Raw genomic sequence first — 25,446 nt, 5'->3', positions numbered from 1 at the left:
CGGGTCAGCACGCCGCGGTGTCCTCCCCGGCGGTGACCCGCGCGATCGGGGCGGGCGGGGCCGCGGCCGGAAGGTCGACGCGAAGCAGCGCACCACCGCGTGCGGAGCGGGCGACGCTGGCCCGGCCGCCGTGGGCGTCGACGACCCGCTGCACGATCGACAGCCCCAGACCGGATCCCGGCAACGCCCGGGCGCTCTCGGCACGGTAGAACCGGTCGAACACTCGCGGTACGTCGGCAGCGTCGATGCCCGGCCCGGCGTCGTCGACCTCGAGCACCACCGACGCGTCCTCGGCACGGAGCCGGACCTGGACCGGCTGCTCCGCGGGGGACCACTTACCGGCGTTGTCAATGAGGTTGAGCACCGCCCGCTCGAGCGCAGCGGGACGCCCGCTCACCCACACAGAGGTCACGTCGAGCGCGACCTCAACGTCGGGCACGCGGGAACGCGCCCGGGTCGCGGCGGCCGCCACCACGTCAGCGAGGTCGAGCAGCTCGGTGTTCTCGTCGCTGACGTCACCGCGCGCCAGGTCGGTCAGCTCGGCGACAAGGGTGCTCAAATCGGCCACCTGGGCGCCGAGATCGTTGAGCAGCCGGGTCCGGCTCTCCGCCGGCAGTGCGCTGTCCAGGGTGCCGCGCCGATCGAGCCGTATCAGCAGCTCGGCGTTGAGGCGCAGGCTGGTGAGCGGGGTCTTGAGCTCGTGGGCGGCGTCCTCGGCGAGCAGCCGCTGGGCCCGACGGGAGTCCCGGAGCGCGGCGAGCATGTCGTTGATCGACTGGATCAGCCGCCGAATCTCCCCACCGCCCTCATCTGGGATGTCGGCGTCGAGATCCCGGGTGTGCGCGACACGTACCGCGGCGGCGGTCAGCCTGTCGATCGGTGCCAGCCCGGTCCGTGCCACGGTCCGCCCGACAAGGGCGCCGCCGACCACGCAGAGCAGCCCGATCAGCAGCATGCCGAACCCGAACTGGTTGATCGGGCTGTCGTCGGCGACCTGGGCCACCTGGACTGCGCCGTCGCCCGCCCGCAGCGTGTAGATGATGTAGCCGTCCTCGTCGCTGTCGTTGGACTCCATCAGGTCGGCCGACGCGCCCTGCGCCACGCGCCCGGCGTGCTCGCTGACGGGGGGCAGCGCGGGTTGGCCGGCCGGCGTCCGGGTCGAGCCGTCGGGCAGGATGACCCGCACCAGCCGACCTGATCCGGGATACGGCGGTAGCTGAACCTGCGCCAGACCGGCGCGCTGCGCGTTCGTCGCCAGGACGCGGGAGTCGGCGCGCAGCTGATTCTTCGCGCTGTCCTGCAGCTCCCAGCCCAGGAGTTCGCTGGCCACCTGGAAGGCCACGAACACGCTCACCGCGATGGCCGTCGCCGCGATCACCGTCAGCCTGGCCCGCAGGGACCGCCGGCGCCACCATCGGGTCAGCCAGCGCGGCAACCGGCCGGCGGGCCCGCTCACGGAGGAGTCTCCCGCAGCACGTAACCCAGGCCGCGCAGCGTGTATATCAATCGCGGCTCACCCTCGGCCTCCATCTTGCGGCGCAGGTAACTCACGTATACCTGGAGGTTGTTGGCGGTGGCGCTCATGTCGAAGCCCCAGATCGCCTCGAACAGCGTGTCGCGTGTCAAGACCCGGGTCGCGTTACTCATGAGGACCTGCAGGAGGGAGAACTCGGTCCGGGTCAGGCGCAGCGGCCGCCCGCCCCGCCACGCCTCGAACCTGTCGGGATCGAGCTGGACGTCGGCGAACGACAGGATCTGCGACTCCCCGTCGGTCGGCGTGCGCCGGCGCAGCAGGGCCCGCACCCGGGCCAGCAACTCCTCCGTGGCGAACGGCTTGGGCAGGTAGTCGTCGGCGCCCGCGTCCAACCCCGTGACCCGATCGGAGACCTGGTCACGGGCGGTCAGCATCAGCACCGGCAGATCCCGCCCCGCGGCCCGCAACCGCCGGCAGGTCTCCAACCCGCCGAGGCGGGGCATCATCACGTCGAGGATCAGCAGATCCAGCGTGTCGCCGTCGGCCCCATCGACCCCGTCGAGCACGGCGAGACCGTTGGCGACGGTGCTGGTGTCGTAACCCTCGACCTGGAGCACCCGCTCCAGCGACTCACGGATGGCCGCTTCATCATCCGCAATCATGATCCGCACGCCAGCCCGCCCCCTTCCAGTCGATGTTTTTAGCGCTCATTGTCCCCGATCAACCTGAGGCCACGATTAGAGCGTCGCTGGGGACCACGCTCTTACGGATACCTGCGAAATGGAACCCACCGTCGGCTCATGAGCAAGGCAGGTCCAGATGACCGGCATCGCACCCGGCAGCTGGCGTCAGCGGGCCTGGTTCAGTGCCCGGGTCAGTCCCCGGTTAGCCGCCCGCGCAGCATCGAGTTCCTCGGTCCGCTCATCGAGCTGGCTCCCTATGTCGGCCAGGTGTTGTTCGAGCAACGTGATGCGACGTTGAAGCTGGTCGATGTCGGCGGACGCGCCAAGGCCGGATTCCTTCCAGGCGGTTTCACCAAGGCTCTCGGACAGACGCTTCTCCAACTGCCGGACCCGGGCTGTCAGCCGTCTGTTTCGCTCCAGCGCGTTGGTGAGGTCTGTCTGCAGCGAGGCCCGGCGGACGGCCGCGATCCGGCCTTCTTCTGGTGGGGCTGCTGCGGCGGCGTGGACGCGTTCGAGGAGGTCGCGGTGCCGGCAGAGGTAGGTGCGGTCCACTCGTGCCGCGCGGGCCAGTCCGGAGACTGTGATGTCCTGGTCGCTTCGCAGCAGGACATCGAGGGCTTTGAGAGGGTGTTAAGTCCCGTTCCTGGGTGATGTGGTGTCGCCCGTTCGTGGGTGATGGGGTGGTTCCTTCCCCCCCTCGCGTCATGTCGTGTGCATGATGGGGTCGCAGGCTTGGAACGGATGCCGTACGCAACCGACTTGTCCGACGAGCAGTGGGCGTTGATCGAGCCGCTGGTCACCGCGTGGAAGCAGGAGCGGGTGGCCCGGTCGGCGACCGGGGACCCAGGCTCCTGCGACCTGCGCGAGGTCGTGAACGCGCTGCTCCACCAGAACCGGACGGGCTGTCAGTGGCGGCTCTTGCCACATGACCTCCCGGCCTGGTCGGCGGTATTCTACTACTTCACTTTGTGGCGCCAGGACGGCCTTGACCAGCGGATCCAGGAGATCCTGCGCTGCCAGGTGCGGGAGCGGTCCAGACGATAAGAGGACCCGTCCCTGGTGATCATCGACACCCAGTCCGTCCGCGTGGCGGCCGGGGTGCCGAGGGAAACGACGGGACTGGACGCGAACAAGAAGACGCCCGGCAGGAAGCGGGGACTCGCCGTCGATGTGCTGGGCCTGATCATCGGCGTGGTTGTCCTCGCCGCGAGCGCCCACGACAACGAGGCCGGCATCGCCCTGCTGGACCAGGCGGCCCAACGATGCGGGATGTGCCTGGAGAAGGTCCTGGTCGACCAGGGTTTCAAGGACGCCGTGGTCATCCACGGGGCGGTGAAGGACATCACCGTCCAGGTGGTCCGCCGCAACCCCGACGACCAGGGCAAGGGCTTCGTCCCGCAACCGAAGCGGTGGGTGGTCGAGCAGGTCAACGGCACGCTCATGCTGCACCGGCGCCTCGCCCGCGACTACGACCACCGGCCCGACAATGCGGCCTCCCGCGTCTACTGGGCTTCCACCGCCGGCATGCTCCGCCGCCTCACCACCCCTACCCCCGCCTGGCGGGACGACGTGGAGCTGGCCGCGTGAACGTCAGCGAACTCCTGCGGCTGCTGCAGACCGAACACGAAGACACCGCAGCCCGCGCCGACCACCTGCGCGAGCAGATCGAGCGGCTCACCACCGCCCTCGCCGAGACCGAAGCCCGCCTGGCCGAGCTCGCCGCCACCCGCAAGGTCATCGACGGCCTCACCCCTCCCGACCACACAACGGCACCTGAGGAGACCGCCACCGCCACCGTCTACCAGCGAATCGTGACCACGTTCAACGAGCACCCCGGGAAGGTGTTCCGCGTCCGCGATCTGCACGAACACCTCGGCCTGCCCACCGACGAGCCCTCGATCAACGTCACCCGCTCCCGCCTGGGACGACTCGTCCGCCAAGGACTTCTCGAACAACCCGGACGCGGCCGCTATCAGAAACGGACTTAGAGGCCCTAACAGAAGTTGTTGATCATGTGACTTTCGGCTTGAGTGTCGTTGGGCTGTTCGTGGGGAAACGACAGTCGCGGCCATGGATCGTGTCGGACGAACTATGGTCGCTCATCGAGCCGTTACTGCCCGAGCCGGGTCCCAAGCTGGTGGAGGGCAGGCCGCGGGTCCCCGACCGGCAGGCACTGTGCGGGATTCTGTTCGTGCTGCACACCGGCATCCAGTGGGAGTACCTGCCCCAGGAGCTGGGCTTCGGATCCGGCATGACGTGCTGGCGCCGCCTGGCCGCCTGGAACGAGGCCGGTGTGTGGGACGAACTGCACTTGATACTGCTGCAGAAGCTGCGGTCGGCGAAGAAGCTGGACTGGTCGCGGGCGGTGATCGACTCCTCCCACGTGCGGGCCGCTCGGCGCGGCCCAAAAGCGGGCCCAGCCCGGTCGACCGTGCACGACCGGGCAGCAAGCACCATGTCCTCACCGACGGCCAGGGCATCCCGCTCGCGGTGTCGCTGACCGGCGGAAACCGCAACGATGTCACCCAGCTGCTGCCGCTGCTGGACAAGGTCCCGGCCGTGGCCGGCGTCGTGGGCCGGCCCAGACACCGGCCCGACGCACTCCTCGCCGACCGCGGCTACGACCACGACAAGTACCGCCGCCTGCTGCGACAGCGCGGGATCCGACCGGTCATCGCCGAACGAGGCGTCGAACATGGCTCCGGCCTGGGCGTCTTCCGCTACGTGGTCGAGCGCACCATCGCCTGGCTCCACGGCTTCCGCCGCCTGCGGATCCGCTGGGAACGACGCGACGACATCCACGAAGCCTTCCTCGGCCTCGCCGCCTGCCTGATCACTCACCGCCATGTCCAACGCCTTTGACAGGACCTCTAAGTCCTACCGCATGCTCGACACGGACCCCTTCTACATCTATGCGCCTCTGGCTGACCTCGGCTGCGACGACGCAGTGATGAAGGAGATCGTCACCTGCGAGATCACCGACCTCGACCCCGTCACTATCCCCTGACACAGGCGCGTACATGAGCTGCTGTGCCGCCCCGGCCTTTTTCGACTGGGGCGGCACAGCGGTTAGCGGCGGAGCGAAGCCCACCCCTCCACGTGCACGTCGCGAGGGTCAAGCCACACCAGTGCCCCGCCCGCGAGCCCGGGAGCATTGCCGGGTCCCACCAAAGGCCCGGCGGCGTCTCTCAAGGCCTGAATGATCAACTCCAGCCAGCCGGCCAGATCCAGTCCGTCTTCCTCCTCGGGCTCCGTCTCCATGCCCCACACGCCGAGCCTGCCAGTACGGCAGTCCACAAACGAGCCGGACCACGGCGCCGTCACCTCGTCCGCCGTGAACGGCACCCATCCCTCGGCCCAGTCGGGCCACGCATCAGTCAGAAACTCCCGTGTATCCAGCGCAACCTCGAGCGGCAGCAACCCATCGCCGTCGAGGAAATGCGCGCCGAACATGTGGTCATCCGCCACGCCAGCGTTCAAGGCCCACAGGATCCTCAGATCCGCATGCACGGGAAAGCCCAGGCGCTCCTCAGCCTCTATAAGCAATGCGTCCGAAGCGCCCGGTCGGAGTGCCGCGTGTGAACGGGGGGCATTCACCCTCAGCCACTCAACGATCCACTCCCACGCCGCACTCACTCCCTGCGACCGGCCTGCAGTCTCTTGATCAGTCATGAGTCAGACCCTAGGAAACAGGAACGCCATCGGTCATGAGAAGTGAGCTCATCGCTGGTCACGAAATCTGATCCCTTGGTGAGCGGCGACAGAGGCTGCGACGCAGAGTTGGCCGTCCGACCATGGCGGGCCGTGCGACAAAAGGGTCAGCTGATCGTGCTGCCCGGATCTCCGGGCAGCCTCAACTGCGCGGTAGCCCAGTGCGACCAGACGTCGCGGACTCTTGTCGGGATCCTTGCCTCCGGCGGCCGGGCGGCGGACCCGAATCTCGGTGCCGTCGATGATCCCGGTCTTCCCGTCGGAACCGAGGTGGTCGATGACCTCAGCTCGGGTCCGCAGCCGCACACCCGGGCTGATGGTGCCCCCCTTGCTCGGCAAGCAAGGGCGGCACCTCTGCGATGGCCCGAGTGATGGTGGAGCGGTCCACACCGAACCAGCAGGCGAGCACGTCGTGCGTGGCGGCATGCCGGAGTGTACGAGCCTGGCCAGGAGCCGGTCGATGAACACCAGCCACCGCTTCGCACCCGCGCCCACCGCGCGCTTCCGCGAACGGGACGCAAGCTCGATCTGGTGTCGTTCCTGCCACAACGGCCTAACTCTGCGACAAGTTCAGTGATCACGCTGGCCGACAGGCCCGTGACCCTCCGGGCGCGGATGATCGCTGCACGAGACACGTTCCCCACCACACGGCCGTGATCGACGATCAAAAGTGGGACTGTAAATCGTTCGGCTCTTCCAAGATTTTCGTAGGCGTTGATCGTCCGTGACTGCGCGTCAGTTGAGCAGGATGATGTGACGCAGGAGGCGGTGGCCGGCACGGCCGTACATCAGGCACTTGAGGAGTTTGATCTTGGTGTTGGCGCCCTCGGTGCGGCCGTTGTGGTGGGGCAGGGTGAGGGAGGCGTCGACGGCGGCTCGGTCACGCTCCAGACCGTTCGCGAAGGAGTGGAGAAAGGGCAGGTCAGCGCTGTGGCTCCGGGTGATCCAGGCCGTCAGCTTCTCCGCGTTGCCCTCGCGCGGGATGAGTAGGTCGGCAAAGGCATGGATCTGGCCGGCCAGTACGGCCATCTCGGGGCAGGCGTGGGCGTGGTGGGTGACAGGGACAGCTGGGTCTTCGTCTCGTCGTTTGCGCAGGTGGTCGCGGTAGGGATCGATGAGGCAGGCCCGGTAGACGGGGGCGCGGACCATACGGTCCGGCTCGCTGTGGCGGGCGTAGCGCTTGACCGTGTTGAGGGAGACGCCCAGGCGCCGGGCGCATGCGAGCAGGCCGACGCCCTGGTTGAGGAGGTCGTGGACCTGCTGCCACCGTTCCCGGGTGGTGGCGGCGCGTTTGCCCTCGCGCAGCGGCGGGCCGAACTTGCTCCAGCACGAGGCGTGCGCGCCGATCTCTTTCAGGGCTGTTTCGGCCAGGCCGTGCCAGAGGTGCCAGCGGTCGCCGACCTGCACGATGGTCGGGTCGGCATTGGTGGTTGCCTGGGCGAAGGAACCCGAGCCGTCGCGGCACACCACGCGGACGCCGGGATGCTCGCGCAGCCAGGCGGTCACGGTGGCCGCCTTCCGGTCGGGCAGCACGTCGACGCGCCGCCCGCTGTCGGCATCGATGATGACCGTTGCGTAGCGGTGCCCCTTGAGCAGGGCGAATTCGTCGATCCCGGCTACCACGGGCGGCGGCCGGTCCGGCAGCGCGATACGCATCAGACAGTTCAGCACCGTCGCCCAGGACAGGGTCTGGTGCAGCACCGCCAGCAGCCGGGCCCCTGCCGAACCCGCCAGTGCCACCGCGACCGCCTCGACGAACCGCCGCAGAGCCGGGGTCCGGCGCTGGTAGCGCTCCGTCAGCCCGTCGACCTGCTCGACGAACGTTGCCCTTGGGCAGGCGGGGTTCTCGCAGTACAGCCGCCGTACCGACAGATCGATCACCACCGGCCGTCCGCCGACCGCCTCGTCCGCGACATGCCGCACGTACCGAGAGTGCGTCCAGTCCCAGCCCTGCCCGCACCCCGGGCAGGGCTGGGACACGTCATTCCTGGTGAACGCGGTGATGCTCAACATCACCGGACTGGCATCCATACGCTCGATCCATAACCCCGCGAGCTGGGGCAGCAGTTCCTCAACAGCGACATTCACACGTCAGCAGCCTGGCAGCAGCAGCCCCCTCCTCGCGGCAGATCACTGGAACGATCAACGCCTACGAAAATCTTGGAAGAGCCGCTCGTTTGACAGACCCGACCGCCGAACTTGGTGGACAGGCTGTCAGGCGGTGCGGTAGCCAGCCATGATCGAGGCCGGGTAGCGGCTGCCTGCGGAGCCTTGGGGGAGGACTTCCCGGATACGGGCCAGGTCGGTCTCGGTGAGTTCTACGTCGGTGGCGCCGACGTTCTCCTCCAGACGTGCGGCGCTGCGGGTGCCCGGGATCGGGGCGACGTCCTCGCCCTGGGCGAGCAGCCAGGCCAGGGCGAGCTGGGCGGGGGTGATGCCCTGGGCGGCGGCGAGCTTTCGGAGCTGCTCGGCGGCGTTCAGGTTGTAGGCGTAGTTCTCGCCCTGCCAGCGCTCGTCCCAGCGACGCATGTCGCCCTCGGGATACTCGTCGGCGGGCTTGACCACGCCGGAGAGAAAGCCGCGGCCGAGCGGCGAGTACGGCACAAGGCCGATCCCCAGCTCCCGCAGGACCGGCAGGATCTCGTCCTCTACCTCGCGTTCGAAGACCGAGTACTCATACTGAAGGACTGTGACCGGGGTGACGGCGTGGGCGCGGCGGATGTACTGCGGGCCGACGTTACTCAGGCCGAAGTACTGCACCTTGCCCTCGGTGATCAGGCCACCAACAGTGCCAGCGACCTCCTCGGCCGGCACGTCGGGGTCGGAGATGTGCTGGTAGAAGAGGTCGATGGAGTCGGTCTGGAGGTAGCGCAGGCTGTTCTCGGCGACCTTGCGGATGTTCTCGGGGCGGCTGTTGACACCGCTCCCCGGCGTCTTGCTGGTCATGTCGAAGCCGAACTTGGTGGCCAGGATGACCTCGTCGCGGAAGTCCTTGACTGCGCTGCCGAGCAGCGTCTCGTTGCTGCCGGTGCCTTGGCCGTACACCTCGGCGGTGTCGAAGAAGTCGACTCCGAGTTCGTGGGCGCGGTGGATGGTGGAGATGCCGTCCTCGTCGTTCGAGGGGCCGTAGGCCATGGACATCCCCATCACGCCCAGTCCGAGCGCGGAGACGCGTAGTCCCTGCTGTCCCAGGCTGCGGTGCTGCATGCAATCGCTCCTCGTGTATGTCGGCACCTTATAGCCGACCAAACCAAACTGTTCGGTGTGAACCTACGCCTGCCCGGAGTGCAACGCAAAACCGAACGGTTCGGTCGCCTATCCTGGGCTCATGCCTTCCTCCACCAACCCTGGCCAGACCTCGGACGCCGCCATCGCGGGTGAGCCCGCCGACTCCACGCGCCAGCGGATCGTCGCCGCAGCCAAGGAGGAGTTCGCCCGGCACGGGATCGCTGGCGCCCGCGTGGACCGCATCGCCAAGCAGGCCAGGACGAGCAAGGAACGTGTCTACGCCTACTTCCGCAGCAAGGAAGCCCTTTACGCGCACGTCGCCGAACGCGAGACGACCGCACTCGTCGAGGCGACTCAGCTGGACCCGACCGACCTGCCCGGTTATGTCGGCACCCTCTTCGACCATTTCACGGCACGTCCGGACCACTACCGCCTGATCATGTGGGGCCGCCTGGAGCTGGTCGAGCCCGCAGGCAGCACCGCCAGCCGCCTCCAGACCACGATCGCCGGCAAGCTCGACCAACTCCGCGACGCTCAGCGCACCGGGTTGCTCGACCCGGCCTGGGACCCGGTCGACGTCCTCGCCCTGATCAACCAGATCGCCATGACCTGGGCAGGTCAGCCCGAAATCGCCGCCGCTGCCGCAGACCAGGCCGTAGCTCCCTCCATCACCGCCCGCCGCGCCGCACTGGTGGCCGCCGTCGAGCGCATGTTCCCTCGCCCGGGCTGAGAACAACGCTCAAACCGTTTGGTTTGACGCACACCCCGGGTGTGTCCGTCGAAGATGGCGTCGCCAGCAGATGACGGCGGTACTGCGGTCGGGGCTCACGGCGGGCAGTGTGAAGGAGAGCCGTCGCCGGCCGCTCACCCGAACCTCTCATCCGTGCGCACGGACCGGTAGGCCGGGTCCGGGAGATTTTCATCGGCGCGTAGCCTCCGCCGATTCCTCCGAGGTCGTCAGACCACCCCTGGACCGGCTGAGGGCCGGGGCGCGGAGCCCTCTTTTCGGGCCCCCGCCGCATGCAGGTGAGCCCGAACGACCGTGGAATCGACGGACACCAGCCACTCGATGTCACCCGCCGCATCCGCCTTCGCCTGCGCGGCCCGCAGCATCCGGTCAAACGACCCGTCCGCCGCCCACCTGCGAAAGCGCGTATGCAGCGTGGCCCACGGACCGTAACGGTCGGGCACATCCCGCCAGGCCGTCCCGGTCCGGAACTTCCACACGATCCCGTTCAGGACCCTGCGGTCGTCCAGCCGCTTCCGGCCCCGCAATGACTCGGGCAGCAACGGTCGGACGAACTCCCACTCAGCATCGGACAGTCCATGGCGACGTATGTCAGCGGCCAGTTCGGAATCCCCACGTACGGCCAGTTGTGATGTCACTCTAGGTTACGACCCGGGCTCGACGTCTGACCCAACCGGTCACATGCGGATGAACGCGACCGGCTGTCGGGCCACGTCAGTGCCAGGCACAGGCGGGATCAGCTGTCCGCGGAGTGGGCGTCGGCAAGGGCCTCGCCGAAGAGCCGTCCGGCGAGTTCCACGCAGCGCATCCGGGCAGGAGAGAAGTCGTAAGGCGTCTTGGTGATCGCTGCGGCGGCACTCATCTCTGTGCCCTCCTCCCCTTTCAGGTCGGCGTCGTAGATCTCGAAGATCTTCTCCTCGGCCGCGTCGAGACCAGCTGCCTCGATGGCCTGATTCAGGACTAATTGGTGAGTGCATCGCTGTACGGCGAGCTCTTCGACGCGCGGGTCGTCGGGTTCAACGCCGTCGTCGAGGGCGGCCTCGGCCGCCTCAAGACGGTCCTCCTCGGCCCGCAGGTCGGGGTGGGTGGCCAGCACGATGAACGTGCCGGCCTGGATGGCGGCGCCCAGCGGCCCGAAGATCCGTTCCGTGACCAGCAGGGTGTCCAGATCGGAGGGGCGCAACGCGCCCGGGGGCAGGTGGCTGAGCCGGTCCGTGACCAGTTCGGAGAGCAGCCCCAGCGGGTTGCCCACCGCCTGCAGGCGCTGGACAGCGGCGCGCCGACGTTTGATGGCGGCCTCCTGCGCCGCCAAGGTTTCCTCCAGCCTGCTCAGGACCGACTCGATATCCGGGGCTTGGGCCACGGCTTCGTCTCCAGCTTCGTCCCGGGCTTCGCCGAAGGCGGCCCGCATGTCGTCCAGGCTGATACCGGCATCAGCCATCTTGCGGATCCACAGCAGGCGGGTCAGGTCGTCATAGCCGTAGCGGCGGCGGCCGTCCCCGCCGCGCTCGGGCTCCGGCAGCAGACCGATCTCGTGGTAGTGGCGGATGGCGCGTGGGGTGATCCCGGCGAACGCAGCGGCATCACCGATCTTGACCTGCCGAGGAGGCGCGAGGGAGGGGTACATCGCAGACAGAGCCTTTCGTGCTGTGGTGCCCCGACCCCACCACATGCCGCTACGGCATGTGCAACAACCCCATCCAGGTGCCACCGGAGCCAGGCCCTGGCTGTATTGACCACGAGCGTTGTTAACGCTGGCGGGACTTGATCATGGCGAAGACCTCCGGTGTGGTGGAGCTGTCTAGGACTGCACCGCACGGAAGTCTTCGTGTCCCACCGCAATGCCCGGCTGACCGTTCACGGCAGGCGGCTGCTCATCGAGCGTGTCCGCACAGGCCGCCCGGTCGCGCATGTCGCAGCCGAGATGGGCATCTCACGCGTGGTTCAGGACGGAATTGGCCACTTGCCCGGCGAGGTCGGGCGACAGGTATTCTTCCAGCGCCATGAGCTCCTGCCTCAAGTGACGCAGATGATCTCCCGAATCAAGGCTCTTGAACATCTTCGCTGCTTGAGTCGACTGCCCGCTGCCATCGAGACGGGACGCCTTGCTCTCCCCTATCGCTAGAGACAGCACATCCCCATGCACGTAAAGAGCCACGGCGTCGAAACCCTGCTGGGTCGGAATGGGATGCATCTGACGCAGCGCGTGAATACGTCCGCCAAGAAGCTCTCCGGGATCTCGGTTCTGCAAGACCAGAAGCACATGAAGCAGGCCCTCAGCGAGCCATGCGTTCCTTTTCGTGTCGCGGAAGAGGGATCTCGCCGTCAGTGACGAATGAGTTGTTTGCCCCGATCAGTTCGACTACGTCGCCCACAAGCTGTTCCCGATCGTCCGCCCCTCCTACGAGAAGAGCGGCTGCAAGACTGACATTGCATCTCACCGCGCCGAGGAGCAGGCCCACCAGCACCCTGCCGAGGCTCCTTGCAACTTCCGGCGACTCGACCCCAGACACGACCAGCGCCGTATGGGACGACGGCCCGGGCAACGCCCTCAACCTGCCGGTCGCCTCGGCCACGGCCACAGGCGCCGTCCGGGACGCGCGCTCCTCGTCGAACTCCAGCAGAGCGGCGACCAGGGTGAGCAGCCAGGGGCCCGCGTACCGGGTCAGCGGCAGGCGCATCGCCTCACGGACGGGCAGCGCGTCGACCTGGATGTCGTGTGCGGCGTCGCCGCATCGCTGGATGTCGAACGTCGTCCCCTGGTCGAGGAAGGCGTGGACCCGGGCGCCCAGCGCCCTGTCCCTGATCGGGATCACGGGCACCGGGACGCGGTCAAGGAGGGCCCGGTTCTGGGCCCCGTCAGGATCCGGGACGAAGACCGTCTCGTCCGTCTCCGCCGGGTCCAGCGGTTCGAGGGCACCGGCCCGGTGGACTAGCAGCCGGTGCGGTGGCGTGGCGGGCCCGCCCTCGGCGGTGAGTGTGCCGCCCTCGGCGGGCAGCAGCTGGGTCCACGCCTTCTCGTACTCCTGCCCGATCTCGTGCGCGTGCCTGCCTTCGCGCAGATGCGGGCCGGCCTGCACCAGTTCAGGCAGGTGGCCAAGCCGGTCGAGCGCGACGCCGGGGTCGTCCCAGGAGCGGATGCCGAGCAGACCGAGGCGTGCCACGAGCTTGACGGACCGCCTCCTGCGCAAGGTCGCGGGCACCACGCCGAGGAACGGCGGCGGGGACTGCGTGCCCTGCCACCACCAGGCCCGCCCTGCGGTGGCGAACACGGTCCCCTCCGCGGGTGCGCCCGGGACGGCGGTCTGCGGGATCCACGGCGCGAGGGCGAGAAAGGCGGCCAGCGGAGTGGGCCACGGGGTCCCGGCGGAGTCGGTGTGACGTACGAAGTGAGTCCAGCGCGGAGTCGGGCCAGGAGAAGGCGAGGCCATGCACGACGAGTTCGGCGTAGAGCCTGCGGTCCTCCTCGCCGAAGGCGGCGTAGTCGTCCTGTCCCGGCAGCACGGCCGCGGTACGGAAGCGTGAGTGGTATGCGACTTTTAGGTAGCCGACCCGCCGCCGGTTCGGCCAGCGCTCGGCGGTCGTCCGCCACTGGGGCAGCAGATCCTGCCTGCTCGGGGACCAGAACTGGGCGGGCCTGTCGAGGGCCTCGCCTCGCACTTCGGTGCGGAAGACCTCGTGCCGGGGACGGAGGCCGTGAGCCACGCCGTGCCGTTCGACGAAGCGCCGCATGGCCTCGACGGGGGGCATGCCCCCGCACAGCTCGTCGGGACGCAGGAGAAGCCGCCGCTCGGTCTGGATCAGCACGGACGACAGTCCCCGGACGCGCTCCAAAAGCCGGGTCAGAGTGTCATCGACGGAGGAATGCTCGCCGGACCACCCTGGCCCGAACATGGCGCGGCTCGCCTCCGACCAGCCTCCCCGCGTCGGTACCCGGAGATCCTTCAGACGTGGAGCCCTGCGCCCATCGGTCTCCAGTGTGTGGGACACCGCGCAGGCGTAGCGGAGGCAGGCCAGGCGCACGCCGTCGTCGTCTCCGCCCTCTCCGCCCGCGCTCAGGGCCGCGGCCACGACATCGAGCACCCGGTCGGCGCCGTAGTCGTGGACGAGGTCGGCGGTCCTGAGCCAGGTGCGACCCTGCGCTTTGCGCTTGCGGCCCTTGCCGGTCCAGGCGATGCCCTCGTACACGAAGTGCAGACGGCCTGACAGGCCGTCGGGCAGGGCCGGAAGGGAGCGGCTCAGTTCGAGGAGCCGTTCGAGGCCGGTTGTCCTGTCCCACCAAACCTTGAACGAGTCTCACCGAAGTTGAGTGACTGAGGCACCGACCTCCGACTCACTGATTTCGCTTTCCTGACATGAATGGGCCGGACACGGGGGCTACACACTTTTCGACGACGGTCTCCTCGTCGGCTGCCAAGCCCTCCAAGCAAAGCCGTCCGCCCTTGTCACGCAGGTCAAGGAAGAACCGTGTGGTCGCACCCGACTGCTTCAGGTCGTGAATGCGCTCGTCGACATAGCCGAGGTCGTTCAGGATTGTCCTGACCTTGGCGGGGGTGGGATCCGCCAGATCCCAGAGCGCCTGGGCGATGCGCTCCTCGTGGAGATTACTCGCGCACCAGTCACGAGCACTCAACTCGACTTCCGGCCCCGCCGTGGGGGCGATGGGCTCGACGTCCGACGGTATCTCCACCGCACCGGGCGGCAGTGGCAGTGCCGGACCGCTCGGCGGCGGCTCCGGAGGGGCGCTCGGGGGACACGACTGCTCGACCCTGTCCAGTACCTCCGTGAGGCTGGGTCGGGCCTCGGCGGTGTCAGCGGGCTCGCTTTGCAGTCCGCCGGCGCTTGTCTTCTCGGTGCCGCAGGCGGCGAGCGCCAGAGCGGCAAGAGCTGTAATCGCGAGCGTGTGCCGTGGGCGGCGCGGGAAGCGAGCAACCGTGCCGGTCAGGACAGAGGTTCATCTCATGCGCCAAGTCTGTGATCAAGCCGCCCCGTGCGCGTGAGTACTCGTACTCACGCGCACGGGAGCATTCGCGCAACGTCGATGAGACAGGCTGCCGGACACACCGTGCCGGGTTCGATGTCGCCTCGGCCGGCAGGGAGAGGGGGGCGGGCCTGTGGGTGCACCGCGAAGCGGAAGCCGTGGTGGTGGGCTGGGGAGGGGAGGAGCTGGATCCGGCCGGACGGCCGGATGCCGAGTATGGGGGCACCCGTTCAGCTCTGTGCCATGCGCCTTGGGCGATCCTCACGCAGGCCGGTCACGCCGTGAAGGTGGATCGTGAGAGTGGTGACATGCAGGTCAGACGACTCGCGTGACGGCGGGCTCTTCAAGCGGGTGTCCGCTGGGCGGCTCGTACACTGACGAGAATGGAGGACCACACGGCCACCGGCATCGCTGCACGTCCGGCGCCAGCCTTGCGGGAGTACGTCGACTCGTATGTCGGGTTCAACCTCCGCGGGCTTCCGCCGGGGGTGCACTGCGGCCCCCCGAGCCGCGCGCTCACTGCGGTGATCAGCCTGTCAGATCCTCTGGAGGTGGCGGCGGGCGTTGACGACGGGTCACCGGTCACCCGATTCGGCAGCGTGGCCGGCGGTCTGATGTGCCGGTCCGTCGCGATTCACCACGACGGACGCCAGCGAGGTGTTCAGATATCGCTGACACCGCTCGGGGCCCGGGCCGTCTACGGCATGCCCGCCGCCGAGCTCGCCCACCGACTGGTCCCTCTTGACGAGCTCCTCGGAGTGCTTGCCGTCGAGCTGGTCGACCGGCTCCGATCGGCGACAACATGGGCGGCGCGGTTCACCGCGCTGGACGAACTGCTCCTCCGTGCTGTCGGCCGTGGCGCCTGCGGCGACCAGGTGCGCTGGGTGCGCCCCGAGGTGGCCGAGGCGTGGCGCCGCCTCGTCGCCGCGCGGGGTTGCGTCCAGGTTGGTGCGGTCGCCGCGGAACTCGGCTGGAGCCGTCGGTACCTCACCGAGCGGTTTCGCTGTGAGGTGGGGCTGTCGCCGAAGACCTTCGCCCGAGTCTTGCGCTTCGAGCACGCGCACGAACTGGCGGCGGCGCGGGACCCGCTCCCATGGGGCGATGTGGCAACCGTCTCCGGCTACGCCGACCAGGCCCATCTTGTGCGGGAATGGCGCGAGTTCACGGGCCGGTCGCCGACGGCCTGGCGCCGCGGCGAAGTCCTCCTCGGAGCCGGGTAGCCGCCAACCGTCTGCCCGTCGCGTCGGCTTCTCTTCCCTTTTCTTCAAGACCGCCCGATCGCTGTCGTGGACGATCGACGGCATGAGACTCCTCAACCACGAACGCGATGCCATGGACCTGCGGACCACCCCGGTGCACCTCGGACTGGGATCGAGAGCGAAACCCGTCGAGGGCTTCGCCTGGGAGCCGGAGGTGCTCCAGGCCTACAGCGCCGCGGTCGCGGCGGACGGCGCCGAGGGCCGGATGGTGATGATCTTCGATGGCGACGGGCTCGGCGACCATTGGGAGAGCCACCCTGCAGGCGACGAACTGGTCGTTTGCCTCAGCGGGTCCGTGACGGTCACCCGCGACGTGGACGGGGCGCCCGAGCGCGTCCTGCTCGGGCCGGGCGAGGCCACCATCAACCCGGCCGGGGTGTGGCACGTGGTCGACATGGAGGGGCCGACGTCCATCCTGGCCATCACCGCGACCCTCGGCACCGACCACCGTCCTCGGACCGACACCCGCCCGACCGAACGCGTCGGCCCGCCCAGCCCGGAGGTGGCGCCGTGACGACACGCATCGCGTGCCTCGGCGACAGTCTCACCCGCGCGCAGTTCAGCGTCGACTACCTGGATCTTCTCGGACGACGCCCCCCTCCCGGTGACGTGCGGCTCGCCCGTTTCGGCGCCAACGGCGACTTCGCCTACAACCTCTTGCAGCGCCTCGATACCGTCGTCACGAACCCACCCGATGTGATCACCGTGTTGATCGGGACCAACGACGCCCGATCGAGCCTTGCCGGCTACCCCATCGAGCAGGCCATGAAGCGCAAGCAGCTCCCCGAACGCCCGTCGGCAGGCTGGTTCCAACAGTGCCTGGGAGCCGTCGTCGCACGGCTGCGAGCGGAGACCGACGCGACGATCGGTCTGCTGTCACTACCGGTACTCGGCCAACAACTCGACGGAGCAGCGGCACAGGCATCGCAGGCGTACAGCCGGATGATCTCTGAGGTCACCGCCACCAACGAGGTGGCCTACCTTCCGCTCCACGAACGCCAGACCGAGGAACTGCGCCAAGCGGACCCGGCGCCGATTCCATACCGGGAGGCGACGCCCGCAGCGGTCGTCGGTGTCCTCCTCCAGCACGCAGTGCTGCGCCGCAGCCTCGACACGATCTCGCGGCGGCGAGGTCTCGTGCTCACGACCGACCACATCCACCAGAACAGCCGCGGTGCCACCCTTATCGCCGAGGTCATCGACGCCGGTCTGCTGACCCGGAGCGCGTAGCCGGTTCCGGCGCCCGGCCAGTCGGATGCCATCTACCGCGCGGAGGTGGCGTCCGACCGGCCGGGCGGTCAACGCCTAGGCCATCCGGCTCGTCTGGCTGCGTGGCCACCGCGAGGCCCACCTGGCTCACGGTCCCGTGGCAGCTGCTGTCGTCGACCGCGACCCCGTTCGGCGAGCCGGTGGCTCGGTCGATGACGAGGAGCAGCGTTTCTCGGGCAGTTCGGGAGGCACTCCCCGTGCTGGATATCGATGGCTTCGGGCAGCAGCTCGGTGCCGATCGGTAAGACGCCGCGCGCTGCTCGTCCGAGGCCCGGGACGCGCTCGGGTCGTACCTCTGTCTGCCCCGCGCGCGTCGTACACCGCGGCGGTCGAGCGGTACCTCACCGGCGAGGGCATCGTGAAGTCCTCCGCGCGGGGCTACCGGGTCTCGATCTCCCTCCCGACGTGGGGATGGATGCTCGCCGGCGAACCGGCGCCGACCGGACCGCCCGCCGGGGCGCGAAGCCGCCCCTCTTCCCCGCCGCCGCGATCGACGACCCGGCGCTGCCGGAGGTCTTGGCCGAGCTGACGGCGCGGGCTGACGAGATGGACACCGACACCGTCACCCCCTCACCCGACGGCATCGAGGACCTGAACGGCTGGACGCTTCACCGGCTCCGTCATGGCGCCCTCACACACGACGCGGAGGACGGCACCTCGATCCCGATGCTGCCGGCCGCTCCCGCCACGCATCCGTCGGCTCCCTGGAGCGGTACATCCGTCCCGGCGTCGACTCGGTCGCCCGGCACTTCGCCGAACGCGACCCCGCTGCACGGCGCCGCACGTGAATCCGAGCAGATCAGGGCTTCAAGATCATCCCGTTGCCTCTTTGGCGCGTATCTCGGAACTGGCGGGAATCGCATCTAATGCGAACTGGATGCATCTTGGGTCGCGTTGGTCGATAGGACATAAGGAAGCCGCTGATCAGTGATTTGAAGGTTCACCGTGTGCCTGATGAGACGGTAGCGGACAGGCTGTGCCCGTTTCGTTTCGCTTCACACGATCGGATGGCTGACCTGCCGTTCCACTCCGGGCTTCGCGTCTGATGCGAGATTGTCGCGCCGGATGCGATCTACGGAGCGTGATGAATGTGGTGCGGAAGGACGGGGCGACGCCTGGGGTCGCGCGGCTTCACTTGACCGACGGAGTGCCGCTGCTGCGGCCGGAGGAGCAGGTCTTCGAGGCGATGCTGGACGGCTGGCGCGGAACCTCGCGCTGTCGACCATCAACGGTCGGGAGCGGAAGGTGCGGGCTTTTGCCGCGCACGCGGATGCCTTTCCGTGGAGCTGGTCCTCGATGCTGGCGGACGAGTGGTTCGGTGACCTGCGGGCCGTTCGTGGCTGTGTCCGTTCGACGCTGCGCGGCTACCAGGTGGCGGTGCGTCTGTTCTGCGATTACGCCACCGACCCGGCCTACGGCTGGGCGGCGGAGTGTGAACGCCGTTTCGGCACCCATCCGATCCAGGTGTGTCACGAGTGGAATACCGCCGTGCACATGCAGGAGTGCGAGGCAGAGACCCCGAAACGGGCCTTCACCCGGGATGAGTTACAAGCGTTCTTCGACCACGCCGACGACGAGGTGAGCCGGGTCCGCGGACGCGGCCGCAAGGGCTGGCTGCCCGCTTTTCGCGACGCGATGCTCCTCAAGACTGCGTACGCCTACGGGCTGCGGCGCAACGAGACGCGGATGCTGGACACGGCCGACTTCGGCCGCAACCCCGAAGGGGCGGAGTTCGGCGAGTACGGCGTCTGCTACGTCCGCCATGGCAAGGCGAAGAAGGGCTCGCCCCCGAAGCGCCGCAGCGTGCTGGCCGTGTGGGAGTGGTCGGCCGAGATCGTCGACCAGTGGATCAGCGAGGTGAGGCCCGCGATGCGGCATGCGGACGGGCCCGCCCTTTGGCCGTCCGAACGCGGCCGACGGGTCGGACTGCAACGGCTGGACTCCCGGTTCGCCGCCTACCGCGACGACCTCGGCCTGGATGCGGTCCTGGATTTCCACTCGCTGCGAAGGTCATACGTCACCCACCTGATCGAGGACGGCTGGGATCCGCTGTTCGTGCAACAGCAGGTCGGCCACGACCATGCATCCACCACCTCCATCTACACCTGCGTGTCTTCCGACTTCCGCACTCGCACCCTGCGTCGCGCCCTGGACGCCACAATCGAGGCCGCACTGAAGCCCGCGAGGAGGACCTGATGAAACGCCAGGTCAGCTACCAGTGGCGACTGCGCGAGAAGATGGCTGCCGCCGGGATGTTCACCACCAGCGAGCTCGCCCCGCCGCTTGCCGAGCGCGGTATCAACCTCTCCCTCTCGCAGGTCCACCGTCTGGTTACCGGCACTCCCGAGCGGCTGTCCCTGCCGGTGCTGGCCGCGCTCTGCGACATCTTCGACTGCACCCCAACCGATCTGATCGCCACCAAGGCGGAGAACGCTGTCATCCGCAAGGTCGCCACCGGCGACTCAGTCGTCGACCTGTCGGCCGTCCGTCCCAAACGCGCCCGCATCCGGCCCGAAGGATGAGCCGCACCCGCGTCCGCACCGAAGACCCGTTCTGCGTGCGATGCCTCCGGGTCGTCCGACTCGGGGCAGCCCACTGGCCCGAGGGCTACATCTGTGCGGGCTGCTACGCCCAGGCCCTGGAAACCTACGGCACCTGCACAGGCTGCGGCGTCGAACGGCTCACCCCGGGCCTCGCACCGGACGGCGGCAAGCTCTGCACCGACTGCGCCGGTGGCCTCGGCGACTTCACCTGCGGACAGTGCGGCCAGGAAGCACGACGCTACCGCCGCGGAATCTGCGGCCGATGCGTCCTGGCCGAGCGCCTCCACGAACTCCTCGACGACGGCGCCGGCAGCATCCGGCCCGAACTCCTCCCACTGTTCGAACCCTCCGACAGATGAAACGCCCCTGGGGCGGGCTCACCTGGACCAACCAGCCGCACGTCCAGCAGAACCTGCCGGCCCTGGCCCGCAACCAAGTCCCACTCACCCACGAGGGACTGAGCCAGCTCACGCCCTGGCGGGCGGTCGCCTACCCGCGCGACCTGCTCATGCAATGCGGCGTCCTCCCGCCGGCCGACCGGCACCTGCTGCTGTTCCAGCGGTGGCTCGCCGGGAAACTGCCGACCGTCAGCGACCCCGAGCACCGCAAGCTCCTGGACCTCTTCGCCACCTGGCACATCCAACGCCGTCTCCGCACCCTGGCCGGCCGTGGCCCGCTCACCAGCAGCCAGACCCAGCAGGCCCGCAACAAGCTCTGCCTTGCAATCAACTTCCTCGACCACATCGCCCAGCGCGGACGTGCCCTCGCCGACTGCACCCAGACCGACGTCGACACCTGGTACGCAGGCGGCTACACCGCCCGGCACCTCACCCACTCCTTCCTCCGCTGGGCCATGCAGTCCAAGCACATGCCCACCGTCACCATCCCGCACCGCTCGACGGCGAATCCCGCGCCGGTCACCCAGCACCAACGGCTCGCGCTGCTACGACAGCTCGTGGACCGCGATGACATCCCGCTCCAGGACCGCGTGGCCGCCGTCCTTGTCCTCCTCTACGCCCAGCCGCTTACGCGCATCGCCAGGCTCAGCAGCGACGACGTCCAGCACGAGGACGGCAAAGTCCTCCTCCGGCTTGGCGACCCACCGTCGCCCGTTCCCGCCCCGTTCGACGAAATGTCGCTCAACTACCTGGGGCAGCGACCGAACACCAAGACCGCGACCAACCCCGATGCCCGATGGCTCTTCCCCGGCCGCCGGGCCGGACAGCCCATGACCTCCGAAGCCATGGCACTGCGGCTCCGCCAACTGGGCTTCCCGACCAGGCCAGGACGCACAGCGGCGATCCGCCAACTCGTCCTCCAGGCCCCCGCCCCGGTGATCGCCCGGATGCTCGGCTACAACGACGAAATCACAGCCCGGCTCGCTGAAGAGGCCGGAGGGACCTGGAAACGCTACGCCCCCGGAGATCACGCATGGTGACCGCGCTCAGCGACGGATGCGGGAAGCCGGTCACGCACGACCTTCGTCGCCCCGCAGGTACGCTCCCGCACGCGCTGCAGCCGCGGCGGCCTCGGCGGCCTGGTCTGCTGCGGCTTCGTCGAGGCGGTCGCTACTGGTCAGCAGGCGGTAGTAGAGGGGGGCGGAGACAGCACGGATCACCTCGCGGACATCGGTGCCCTCAGGCACTTCGCCCCGGTCGATGGCCTGCTGGACGCAGGGTGCCCACTCCTTGATGCGGATGTCGTAGAAGCGGTGCAGGGCTTCGGCTGTCTTCGCCTCACAGGTGGCGGCCGCGATCACTGCCTTGAACAGCGCCCCCTGCCGCGGGTCGGCCAAGGTGCGCCGCACGAGCCGAGCATTGGCCTTGAGGTCGCCGAGCAGCGAGCCGGTCTCGGTCCGCGGCAGTGACTGCTCGGCCATGTCCAGCAGCAAGTCGGCCACCAAGCTGGTCACCGTTCCCCAGCGGCGGTACACGGTGGTCTTGCCCACCTCGGCACGGCGCGCGATGTCGGCTAGGTCCAGGTGGGCAAAGCCCTGCTCCGCCAAGGCGTCCCCAGCCGCCTGCAGCACCGACGCCCGCACCCGCGCCGTGCGCCCACCAGGACGGACGGTCCCCGGATCCGCACCCCCAAACGCCATAACGGGACTCCAGTTTCGTTAATTGCTTACGCCTGCTACGTTGAGGCCCACACTAACGGAACTTCAGGGCCATTAGTCAGGTCAGGCGACAAGAGAGGAACAGCCATGGAATACAGGCGGCTGGGCGCATCCGGCCTCAAGGTCCCCGCACTGAGCTTCGGCGCCGGCACCTTCGGCGGCCAAGGGCCGCTGTTCGGCGCCTGGGGCAACACCGACGCGCAAGAAGCACGCCGTCTCGTGGACATCTGCCTCGACGCCGGGATCACGATGTTCGACACCGCCGACGTATATTCCGGCGGCGCCTCCGAGGAGGTGCTGGGCGAAGCGATCAAAGGCCGCAGGGACCAGGTGATCGTGTCCACCAAGACCGGTCTGCCGATGGGCGACGGCCCAGGCGATGCGGGCTCCTCTCGTTCGCGCCTGATCACCGCATGCGAGGACGCCCTGCGCCGACTCGGCACCGACTACATCGACCTGTTCCAGCTGCACGCCTTTGACGCCGGCACACCGATCGAGGAAGCCCTGTCCACACTCGACGATCTCGTACGAGCAGGGAAGGTCCGCTACCTCGGCATCTCCAACTTCTCCGGCTGGCAGGCGATGAAGTCCCTCGCGAACGCGGAGAGGTACGGCCACCCGCGCTATGTCGCGCATCAGGTCTACTACTCCCTCATCGGCCGCGACTACGAATGGGAGCTGATGCCCCTCGGGCTCGATCAGGGCCTCGGAGCCCTCGCCTGGAGCCCGCTCGGCTGGGGACGGCTCACCGGCAAAGTCCGCCGCGGCCAGCCGCTACCGGCCCACAGCCGACTGCACCACACCGCGGACTACGGCCCGCCGGTCGAAGACGATCACCTCTACCGCGTGGTCGACGCTCTCGACGAGATTGCACAGGAGACCGGCAAAAGCATTCCGCAGATCGCCATCAACTGGCTGTTGCAGCGACCGACCGTCTCCTCCGTCATCATCGGCGCCCGCAACGAGGAGCAGCTTCGCCAGAACCTCGGTGCCATCGGCTGGACGCTCACACACGACCAGATGGCCAAACTCGATGCGGCGAGCGGCAAGACAGCGCCCTACCCGTACTTCCCTTACCAGCGCCAGGAAGGCTTCGCCCGCCTCAACCCACCAGCTGTCGCGCCTCCGCCTGCTGCATGACATCGCCGTCAAGAAACTGGAGGGCATAGCTGCGCATTCCGGACTCGGACTGGGGGGATGCTGCCTCGCCCAACGCCTGTCCGAACCCTGGACCGCTGCGGTGACAGCCTCTCCCTCTGTCCGCCAATATGTCGGCACGACCACAGACGGTCACCACGGAACCTCACACGCAGAGGAATACGCGACAGCCGAATACGCGAGGTCGCCAGTGTCACGCCCCTACGACGAGTGCAAACGGGCCAGTCAGGCCCAGGTGCGGGTGAGGAAGTCGGCGACCAGCGGGGCGATTTCGGGCAAGTGGTCCTCCAGGGCGAAGTGACCGGTGTCGAACAGGTGAAGTTCGGCGTCCGGCAGGTCGGAAAGGTAGGCAAGCGCGCCGGGTTCGGGGAAGAACGGGTCGCGACTGCCCCAGGTGATCAGAGTCGGCGGCCTGTGCTTGCGCAGCCACGCCTGCCAGTCGGGGTAGGCGGCGATGTTGCTCTTGTAGTCGTAGGCAAGCGCGCGCTGCGCGTGCTTGCGGCCGGGCTGGTCGAGAAAGTACTGGTCGAGCAGCCAGCCCTCGGGGGCGATCAGTTCGGGGTCGGCGGTGCCGCCCTCGTACTGGGCGCGGGTGGCGTCCAAGGTGAACAGGTCGAGGACGGCCTGCTCGGCGCCGGGGATGTCGGGGGTGAGGGCGGTGAACTCGCGGGCCGCCTCCGACAGCCCCTCGGCGTATGCGTTGCCGTTCTGCACGATCAGGCCCGCGACACGATCCGGGCGTCGGAGTGCCAGGCGGAAGCCGAGGGGGGCGCCGAAGTCGAAGAGGTACATCGCGAAACGGGTCAGGCCCAGGCGTTCGGTGAAACGCTCGACGACATCCGCGAGCCGCTCGAAGGAGTAGGTGAACCCGTCCGGGGTGCGGGTGTGTCCGAAGCCCGGGTAGTCGGGGGCGATCAGTCGGTAGTGGCGGCCGAGGGTGTCGATGAGGCGACGGAACTGGTGCGAGGCGGAGGGAAAGCCGTGCAGGAGCAGCACCACCGGGGCGTCGGGACGCTCGGGCAGGGACTCCCGGTAGAAGACCTCCACCTGATCGACCTTGACGAACCGGTGGACGGTCCGTGCCGGAACAGGGATGCGGGGCGGTGTCGCGGACATCATGTCACATGCCTCCTTGGCGCAAAGATGCATTAGTCCTAACCTCACGGGGACTAACGCGTCAAGTGCGTGATGTAGCATTAGGGCATGGCTGACAGTGCACCTCTGACCGGTGAGGTCCTGGCCCTGGACCTGGTCAACACCCGCCCGGTGGGCGCCTACGGGCGCGTGGATCTGCTCGCCACCCCGCGGCAGTTGTCCGACTGGCTGACCCTGGAGGGCGACCGCCTCCAGGGAGAGGTCCGGGACACCGCACCGTCCCGGGCCGACCTCGCCCCCGTCCACGGCGTCCGAGCACACACCGAAGCCGCCGTCCGGGCTTTGTTGGACCAAACCGAACCCCCCGGGTCCGCCCTGCGTGGACTCACCGAGGCCCAGCGTGCGGCACCTTCTGTCCGCGAACTCGGCTGGGACGGCACCGCGGTCACCGCCATCTCCCGCCGCACCGGCGCCCTCGGTACCCGCCTCGCCGCGCTGCTGGCCGAGGCCGCTGCGGAGATGCTCAGCGCTCCCGCGATCGGCAGGCTCAAAGAGTGCGAGGCCGACGACTGCGTCATGGTGTTCCTGCCGTCACACCCCCGCCGTCGCTGGTGCTCCCCCACTCGCTGCGGCAACCGGGCCCGCGTCGCCCGCTACTACCGGCGCCACAACCCGGCCGACGCCTCCGGTACCTGACGGAGGCAGCGCCCACTCCCGCGGCTGCCCGCTCAAGGCTGAGACCGCTCAAGGCCGAGATCTCACAGGGCCAACTCGGACGCTCCGTTTCACCTCCAGCGAGATCACGATCTACAGTTGGAGTGCCAGTCTCCTGCGCCGGTAGTTGATCGTTAGTAGTCGCGTGAGGTCTGCTGCTGATGCGTCAGTCCCTCATCTGGGTCCGAAGCTGGAACCGGTGCTGCTGTCTGAGGACGAGGGGACGGTGTCAAAGCGGTGGACGCGCCGACGACGTCGGCCAGTCACTGGCCCTGCGGGCGCGAATCGTGCCGGCGTGTGCGGGGCCGCAGGTACCGCCGGTCGTCGCGGTCGCCCGGGATCTGCGGGTGAGCGCGGACACGGTCCGCAACTGGCGGCGGCGTTTCCTCGCCGAACGGCAGGACGGTCTGGCCGACGAGCCGAGGCCGGGTCGGCCGCCCACCACCGGCGTCGACCGGGTGGAAGCG

At 68.5% G+C, this 25,446-nt stretch carries 28 protein-coding genes and 3 pseudogenes; 17 read left to right on the top strand and 14 right to left on the bottom strand.

Going from position 1 to position 25,446, the window contains the following annotated elements:
- Positions 1 to 4: 4 nt before the first annotated feature.
- The 3 genes from ACZ4V1_RS32795 to ACZ4V1_RS32785 all read right to left on the bottom strand — a co-directional run bounded on the left by ACZ4V1_RS32795 (position 5) and on the right by ACZ4V1_RS32785 (position 2,709).
- The gene (locus ACZ4V1_RS32795) at positions 5 to 1,456 is read right to left on the bottom strand and encodes a HAMP domain-containing sensor histidine kinase (RefSeq protein ID WP_468343740.1); all 1,452 of its coding nucleotides are present in this window, start codon (positions 1,454 to 1,456) and stop codon (positions 5 to 7) included.
- Positions 1,453 to 2,145 (bottom strand): response regulator transcription factor, encoded by a 693-nt coding sequence (locus ACZ4V1_RS32790; protein ID WP_468343737.1) that lies wholly within the window; start codon positions 2,143 to 2,145, stop codon positions 1,453 to 1,455. The genes ACZ4V1_RS32795 and ACZ4V1_RS32790 overlap by 4 nt, the downstream gene beginning before the upstream one ends.
- Before the next feature lie 177 nt (positions 2,146 to 2,322).
- Positions 2,323 to 2,709 carry a hypothetical protein gene (locus ACZ4V1_RS32785; protein ID WP_468343734.1) on the bottom strand — a complete coding sequence of 129 codons (387 nt, stop codon included), beginning with the start codon at positions 2,707 to 2,709 and terminating at the stop codon, positions 2,323 to 2,325.
- Between the two features lie 180 nt (positions 2,710 to 2,889).
- Between ACZ4V1_RS32785 and ACZ4V1_RS32780 the strand changes: the two are divergent.
- From ACZ4V1_RS32780 to ACZ4V1_RS32765, 4 genes and pseudogenes are all read left to right on the top strand, one after another.
- Positions 2,890 to 3,744, top strand: a pseudogene (locus ACZ4V1_RS32780) (IS5 family transposase).
- Entirely contained in the window at positions 3,741 to 4,145 is a 405-nt protein-coding gene (locus ACZ4V1_RS32775) for a type IV toxin-antitoxin system AbiEi family antitoxin domain-containing protein (RefSeq protein ID WP_468343731.1), read from the top strand. Before ACZ4V1_RS32780 ends, ACZ4V1_RS32775 begins: the two are co-directional and overlap by 4 nt.
- Before the next feature lie 59 nt (positions 4,146 to 4,204).
- Positions 4,205 to 5,019 (top strand): IS5 family transposase gene (locus ACZ4V1_RS32770; protein ID WP_468343789.1). Its coding sequence is split into 2 segments (ribosomal slippage): positions 4,205 to 4,565 and positions 4,565 to 5,019, totalling 816 coding nucleotides; the frame shifts between segments, so codons are not numbered across the junction.
- A 22-nt stretch (positions 5,020 to 5,041) separates the two neighbouring features.
- Positions 5,042 to 5,164, top strand: a complete 123-nt coding sequence (locus ACZ4V1_RS32765; RefSeq protein ID WP_468343728.1) for a hypothetical protein — start codon at positions 5,042 to 5,044, stop codon at positions 5,162 to 5,164.
- Between the two features lie 62 nt (positions 5,165 to 5,226).
- On the opposite strand, the gene ACZ4V1_RS32760 is transcribed toward ACZ4V1_RS32765, so the two are convergent.
- The 4 genes from ACZ4V1_RS32760 to ACZ4V1_RS32745 form a co-directional block, all read right to left on the bottom strand.
- Positions 5,227 to 5,829: an SMI1/KNR4 family protein gene (locus tag ACZ4V1_RS32760; RefSeq protein WP_468343725.1), complete on the bottom strand. Its 603-nt coding sequence runs from the start codon at positions 5,827 to 5,829 to the stop codon at positions 5,227 to 5,229.
- A gap of 322 nt (positions 5,830 to 6,151) precedes the next feature.
- Entirely contained in the window at positions 6,152 to 6,256 is a 105-nt protein-coding gene (locus ACZ4V1_RS32755; protein WP_468343722.1) for a hypothetical protein, read from the bottom strand.
- 347 nt (positions 6,257 to 6,603) lie between these two features.
- On the bottom strand, positions 6,604 to 7,899 hold the full coding sequence (locus ACZ4V1_RS32750; RefSeq protein ID WP_468343786.1) for an ISL3 family transposase: 1,296 nt from the start codon (positions 7,897 to 7,899) through the stop codon (positions 6,604 to 6,606).
- A 183-nt stretch (positions 7,900 to 8,082) separates the two neighbouring features.
- Positions 8,083 to 9,075 (bottom strand): aldo/keto reductase, encoded by a 993-nt coding sequence (locus tag ACZ4V1_RS32745; RefSeq protein WP_468343719.1) that lies wholly within the window; start codon positions 9,073 to 9,075, stop codon positions 8,083 to 8,085.
- Between the two features lie 121 nt (positions 9,076 to 9,196).
- Between ACZ4V1_RS32745 and ACZ4V1_RS32740 the strand changes: the two genes are divergently transcribed.
- Positions 9,197 to 9,826: a TetR/AcrR family transcriptional regulator gene (locus ACZ4V1_RS32740; protein WP_468343716.1), complete on the top strand. Its 630-nt coding sequence runs from the start codon at positions 9,197 to 9,199 to the stop codon at positions 9,824 to 9,826.
- 227 nt (positions 9,827 to 10,053) lie between these two features.
- Here ACZ4V1_RS32740 and ACZ4V1_RS32735 read toward each other — a convergent pair whose 3' ends face one another.
- Together ACZ4V1_RS32735 and ACZ4V1_RS32730 are read right to left on the bottom strand one after the other, a co-directional pair.
- The gene (locus ACZ4V1_RS32735) at positions 10,054 to 10,482 is read right to left on the bottom strand and encodes an IS5 family transposase (protein WP_468343713.1); all 429 of its coding nucleotides are present in this window, start codon (positions 10,480 to 10,482) and stop codon (positions 10,054 to 10,056) included.
- A gap of 98 nt (positions 10,483 to 10,580) precedes the next feature.
- Positions 10,581 to 11,471, bottom strand: coding sequence for a MerR family transcriptional regulator (locus ACZ4V1_RS32730; protein ID WP_468343710.1), 891 nt, complete (start codon positions 11,469 to 11,471; stop codon positions 10,581 to 10,583).
- A gap of 201 nt (positions 11,472 to 11,672) precedes the next feature.
- On the opposite strand from ACZ4V1_RS32730, the pseudogene ACZ4V1_RS32725 reads away from it, so the two are divergent.
- Positions 11,673 to 11,783, top strand: a pseudogene (locus ACZ4V1_RS32725) (IS481 family transposase); the annotation flags it as partial.
- Here ACZ4V1_RS32725 and ACZ4V1_RS32720 read toward each other — a convergent pair.
- From ACZ4V1_RS32720 to ACZ4V1_RS32710, 3 genes are all read right to left on the bottom strand, one after another.
- Positions 11,778 to 12,107 (bottom strand): hypothetical protein, encoded by a 330-nt coding sequence (locus ACZ4V1_RS32720; protein ID WP_468343801.1) that lies wholly within the window; start codon positions 12,105 to 12,107, stop codon positions 11,778 to 11,780. The pseudogene ACZ4V1_RS32725 and the gene ACZ4V1_RS32720 sit on opposite strands and share 6 nt — an antisense overlap.
- Positions 12,108 to 12,120: 13 nt before the next feature.
- Complete coding sequence (locus ACZ4V1_RS32715) at positions 12,121 to 13,116, bottom strand: hypothetical protein (protein ID WP_468343707.1); 996 nt, start codon at positions 13,114 to 13,116, stop codon at positions 12,121 to 12,123.
- A 1,061-nt stretch (positions 13,117 to 14,177) separates the two neighbouring features.
- A complete protein-coding gene (locus ACZ4V1_RS32710; protein WP_468343704.1) occupies positions 14,178 to 14,534 on the bottom strand; it encodes a hypothetical protein in 357 nt (118 codons plus the stop codon).
- 674 nt (positions 14,535 to 15,208) lie between these two features.
- Between ACZ4V1_RS32710 and ACZ4V1_RS32705 the strand changes: the two genes are divergently transcribed.
- The 8 genes from ACZ4V1_RS32705 to ACZ4V1_RS32670 all read left to right on the top strand — a co-directional run bounded on the left by ACZ4V1_RS32705 (position 15,209) and on the right by ACZ4V1_RS32670 (position 21,334).
- Positions 15,209 to 16,045 carry a helix-turn-helix domain-containing protein gene (locus ACZ4V1_RS32705; RefSeq protein WP_468343701.1) on the top strand — a complete coding sequence of 279 codons (837 nt, stop codon included), beginning with the start codon at positions 15,209 to 15,211 and terminating at the stop codon, positions 16,043 to 16,045.
- A gap of 82 nt (positions 16,046 to 16,127) precedes the next feature.
- Positions 16,128 to 16,598 carry a cupin domain-containing protein gene (locus tag ACZ4V1_RS32700; RefSeq protein WP_468343698.1) on the top strand — a complete coding sequence of 157 codons (471 nt, stop codon included), beginning with the start codon at positions 16,128 to 16,130 and terminating at the stop codon, positions 16,596 to 16,598.
- Positions 16,595 to 17,314 carry an SGNH/GDSL hydrolase family protein gene (locus tag ACZ4V1_RS32695; RefSeq protein ID WP_468343695.1) on the top strand — a complete coding sequence of 240 codons (720 nt, stop codon included), beginning with the start codon at positions 16,595 to 16,597 and terminating at the stop codon, positions 17,312 to 17,314. Before ACZ4V1_RS32700 ends, ACZ4V1_RS32695 begins: the two co-directional genes overlap by 4 nt.
- Before the next feature lie 444 nt (positions 17,315 to 17,758).
- Positions 17,759 to 18,220: a hypothetical protein gene (locus ACZ4V1_RS32690; protein ID WP_468343692.1), complete on the top strand. Its 462-nt coding sequence runs from the start codon at positions 17,759 to 17,761 to the stop codon at positions 18,218 to 18,220.
- Positions 18,221 to 18,418: 198 nt separating this feature from the next.
- Positions 18,419 to 19,549, top strand: coding sequence for a tyrosine-type recombinase/integrase (locus ACZ4V1_RS32685; protein ID WP_468343689.1), 1,131 nt, complete (start codon positions 18,419 to 18,421; stop codon positions 19,547 to 19,549).
- Positions 19,549 to 19,875, top strand: coding sequence for a helix-turn-helix domain-containing protein (locus tag ACZ4V1_RS32680; RefSeq protein ID WP_468343686.1), 327 nt, complete (start codon positions 19,549 to 19,551; stop codon positions 19,873 to 19,875). The genes ACZ4V1_RS32685 and ACZ4V1_RS32680 overlap by 1 nt, the downstream gene beginning before the upstream one ends.
- On the top strand, positions 19,872 to 20,255 hold the full coding sequence (locus ACZ4V1_RS32675; RefSeq protein ID WP_468343683.1) for a hypothetical protein: 384 nt from the start codon (positions 19,872 to 19,874) through the stop codon (positions 20,253 to 20,255). Before ACZ4V1_RS32680 ends, ACZ4V1_RS32675 begins: the two co-directional genes overlap by 4 nt.
- A complete protein-coding gene (locus ACZ4V1_RS32670) occupies positions 20,252 to 21,334 on the top strand; it encodes a site-specific integrase (RefSeq protein ID WP_468343680.1) in 1,083 nt (360 codons plus the stop codon). Before ACZ4V1_RS32675 ends, ACZ4V1_RS32670 begins: the two co-directional genes overlap by 4 nt.
- A gap of 30 nt (positions 21,335 to 21,364) precedes the next feature.
- Here the strand turns inward: ACZ4V1_RS32670 and ACZ4V1_RS32665 are convergent, their stop codons facing one another.
- Positions 21,365 to 21,994 (bottom strand): TetR/AcrR family transcriptional regulator, encoded by a 630-nt coding sequence (locus ACZ4V1_RS32665; protein WP_468343677.1) that lies wholly within the window; start codon positions 21,992 to 21,994, stop codon positions 21,365 to 21,367.
- A gap of 105 nt (positions 21,995 to 22,099) precedes the next feature.
- On the opposite strand from ACZ4V1_RS32665, the gene ACZ4V1_RS32660 reads away from it, so the two are divergent.
- Entirely contained in the window at positions 22,100 to 23,152 is a 1,053-nt protein-coding gene (locus ACZ4V1_RS32660; RefSeq protein WP_468343674.1) for an aldo/keto reductase, read from the top strand.
- Positions 23,153 to 23,395: 243 nt separating this feature from the next.
- Here ACZ4V1_RS32660 and ACZ4V1_RS32655 read toward each other — a convergent pair whose 3' ends face one another.
- A complete protein-coding gene (locus ACZ4V1_RS32655) occupies positions 23,396 to 24,289 on the bottom strand; it encodes an alpha/beta fold hydrolase (protein ID WP_468343671.1) in 894 nt (297 codons plus the stop codon).
- An 84-nt stretch (positions 24,290 to 24,373) separates the two neighbouring features.
- Here ACZ4V1_RS32655 and ACZ4V1_RS32650 point away from each other — a divergent pair, with 84 nt between their 5' ends.
- On the top strand, positions 24,374 to 24,961 hold the full coding sequence (locus tag ACZ4V1_RS32650) for a CGNR zinc finger domain-containing protein (RefSeq protein WP_468343668.1): 588 nt from the start codon (positions 24,374 to 24,376) through the stop codon (positions 24,959 to 24,961).
- A gap of 179 nt (positions 24,962 to 25,140) precedes the next feature.
- Positions 25,141 to 25,446, top strand: a pseudogene (locus ACZ4V1_RS32645) (helix-turn-helix domain-containing protein); the annotation flags it as partial.

It is taken from the genome of Streptomyces sp. NPDC028991 (assembly GCF_055564775.1).
The sequence above is the reverse complement of the archived record's forward strand: the minus strand, read 5'-3'. Positions and strand labels throughout refer to the sequence as shown.

What these genes read in the sequence shown, in the direction of transcription:
- ACZ4V1_RS32665 (WP_468343677.1), bottom strand. Translation starts at nt 21,994, where the DNA reads ATGGCGTTTGGGGGTGCGGATCCGGGGACCGTCCGTCCTGGTGGGCGC.
- ACZ4V1_RS32760 (WP_468343725.1), bottom strand. Translation starts at nt 5,829, where the DNA reads ATGACTGATCAAGAGACTGCAGGCCGGTCGCAGGGAGTGAGTGCGGCG.
- ACZ4V1_RS32660 (WP_468343674.1), top strand. Translation starts at nt 22,100, where the DNA reads ATGGAATACAGGCGGCTGGGCGCATCCGGCCTCAAGGTCCCCGCACTG.
- ACZ4V1_RS32680 (WP_468343686.1), top strand. Translation starts at nt 19,549, where the DNA reads ATGAAACGCCAGGTCAGCTACCAGTGGCGACTGCGCGAGAAGATGGCT.
- ACZ4V1_RS32655 (WP_468343671.1), bottom strand. Translation starts at nt 24,289, where the DNA reads ATGATGTCCGCGACACCGCCCCGCATCCCTGTTCCGGCACGGACCGTC.
- ACZ4V1_RS32745 (WP_468343719.1), bottom strand. Translation starts at nt 9,075, where the DNA reads ATGCAGCACCGCAGCCTGGGACAGCAGGGACTACGCGTCTCCGCGCTC.
- ACZ4V1_RS32675 (WP_468343683.1), top strand. Translation starts at nt 19,872, where the DNA reads ATGAGCCGCACCCGCGTCCGCACCGAAGACCCGTTCTGCGTGCGATGC.
- ACZ4V1_RS32705 (WP_468343701.1), top strand. Translation starts at nt 15,209, where the DNA reads ATGGAGGACCACACGGCCACCGGCATCGCTGCACGTCCGGCGCCAGCC.
- ACZ4V1_RS32750 (WP_468343786.1), bottom strand. Translation starts at nt 7,899, where the DNA reads ATGGATGCCAGTCCGGTGATGTTGAGCATCACCGCGTTCACCAGGAAT.
- ACZ4V1_RS32740 (WP_468343716.1), top strand. Translation starts at nt 9,197, where the DNA reads ATGCCTTCCTCCACCAACCCTGGCCAGACCTCGGACGCCGCCATCGCG.
- ACZ4V1_RS32765 (WP_468343728.1), top strand. Translation starts at nt 5,042, where the DNA reads ATGCTCGACACGGACCCCTTCTACATCTATGCGCCTCTGGCTGACCTC.
- ACZ4V1_RS32685 (WP_468343689.1), top strand. Translation starts at nt 18,419, where the DNA reads ATGCGATCTACGGAGCGTGATGAATGTGGTGCGGAAGGACGGGGCGAC.
- ACZ4V1_RS32700 (WP_468343698.1), top strand. Translation starts at nt 16,128, where the DNA reads ATGAGACTCCTCAACCACGAACGCGATGCCATGGACCTGCGGACCACC.
- ACZ4V1_RS32650 (WP_468343668.1), top strand. Translation starts at nt 24,374, where the DNA reads ATGGCTGACAGTGCACCTCTGACCGGTGAGGTCCTGGCCCTGGACCTG.
- ACZ4V1_RS32670 (WP_468343680.1), top strand. Translation starts at nt 20,252, where the DNA reads ATGAAACGCCCCTGGGGCGGGCTCACCTGGACCAACCAGCCGCACGTC.
- ACZ4V1_RS32730 (WP_468343710.1), bottom strand. Translation starts at nt 11,471, where the DNA reads ATGTACCCCTCCCTCGCGCCTCCTCGGCAGGTCAAGATCGGTGATGCC.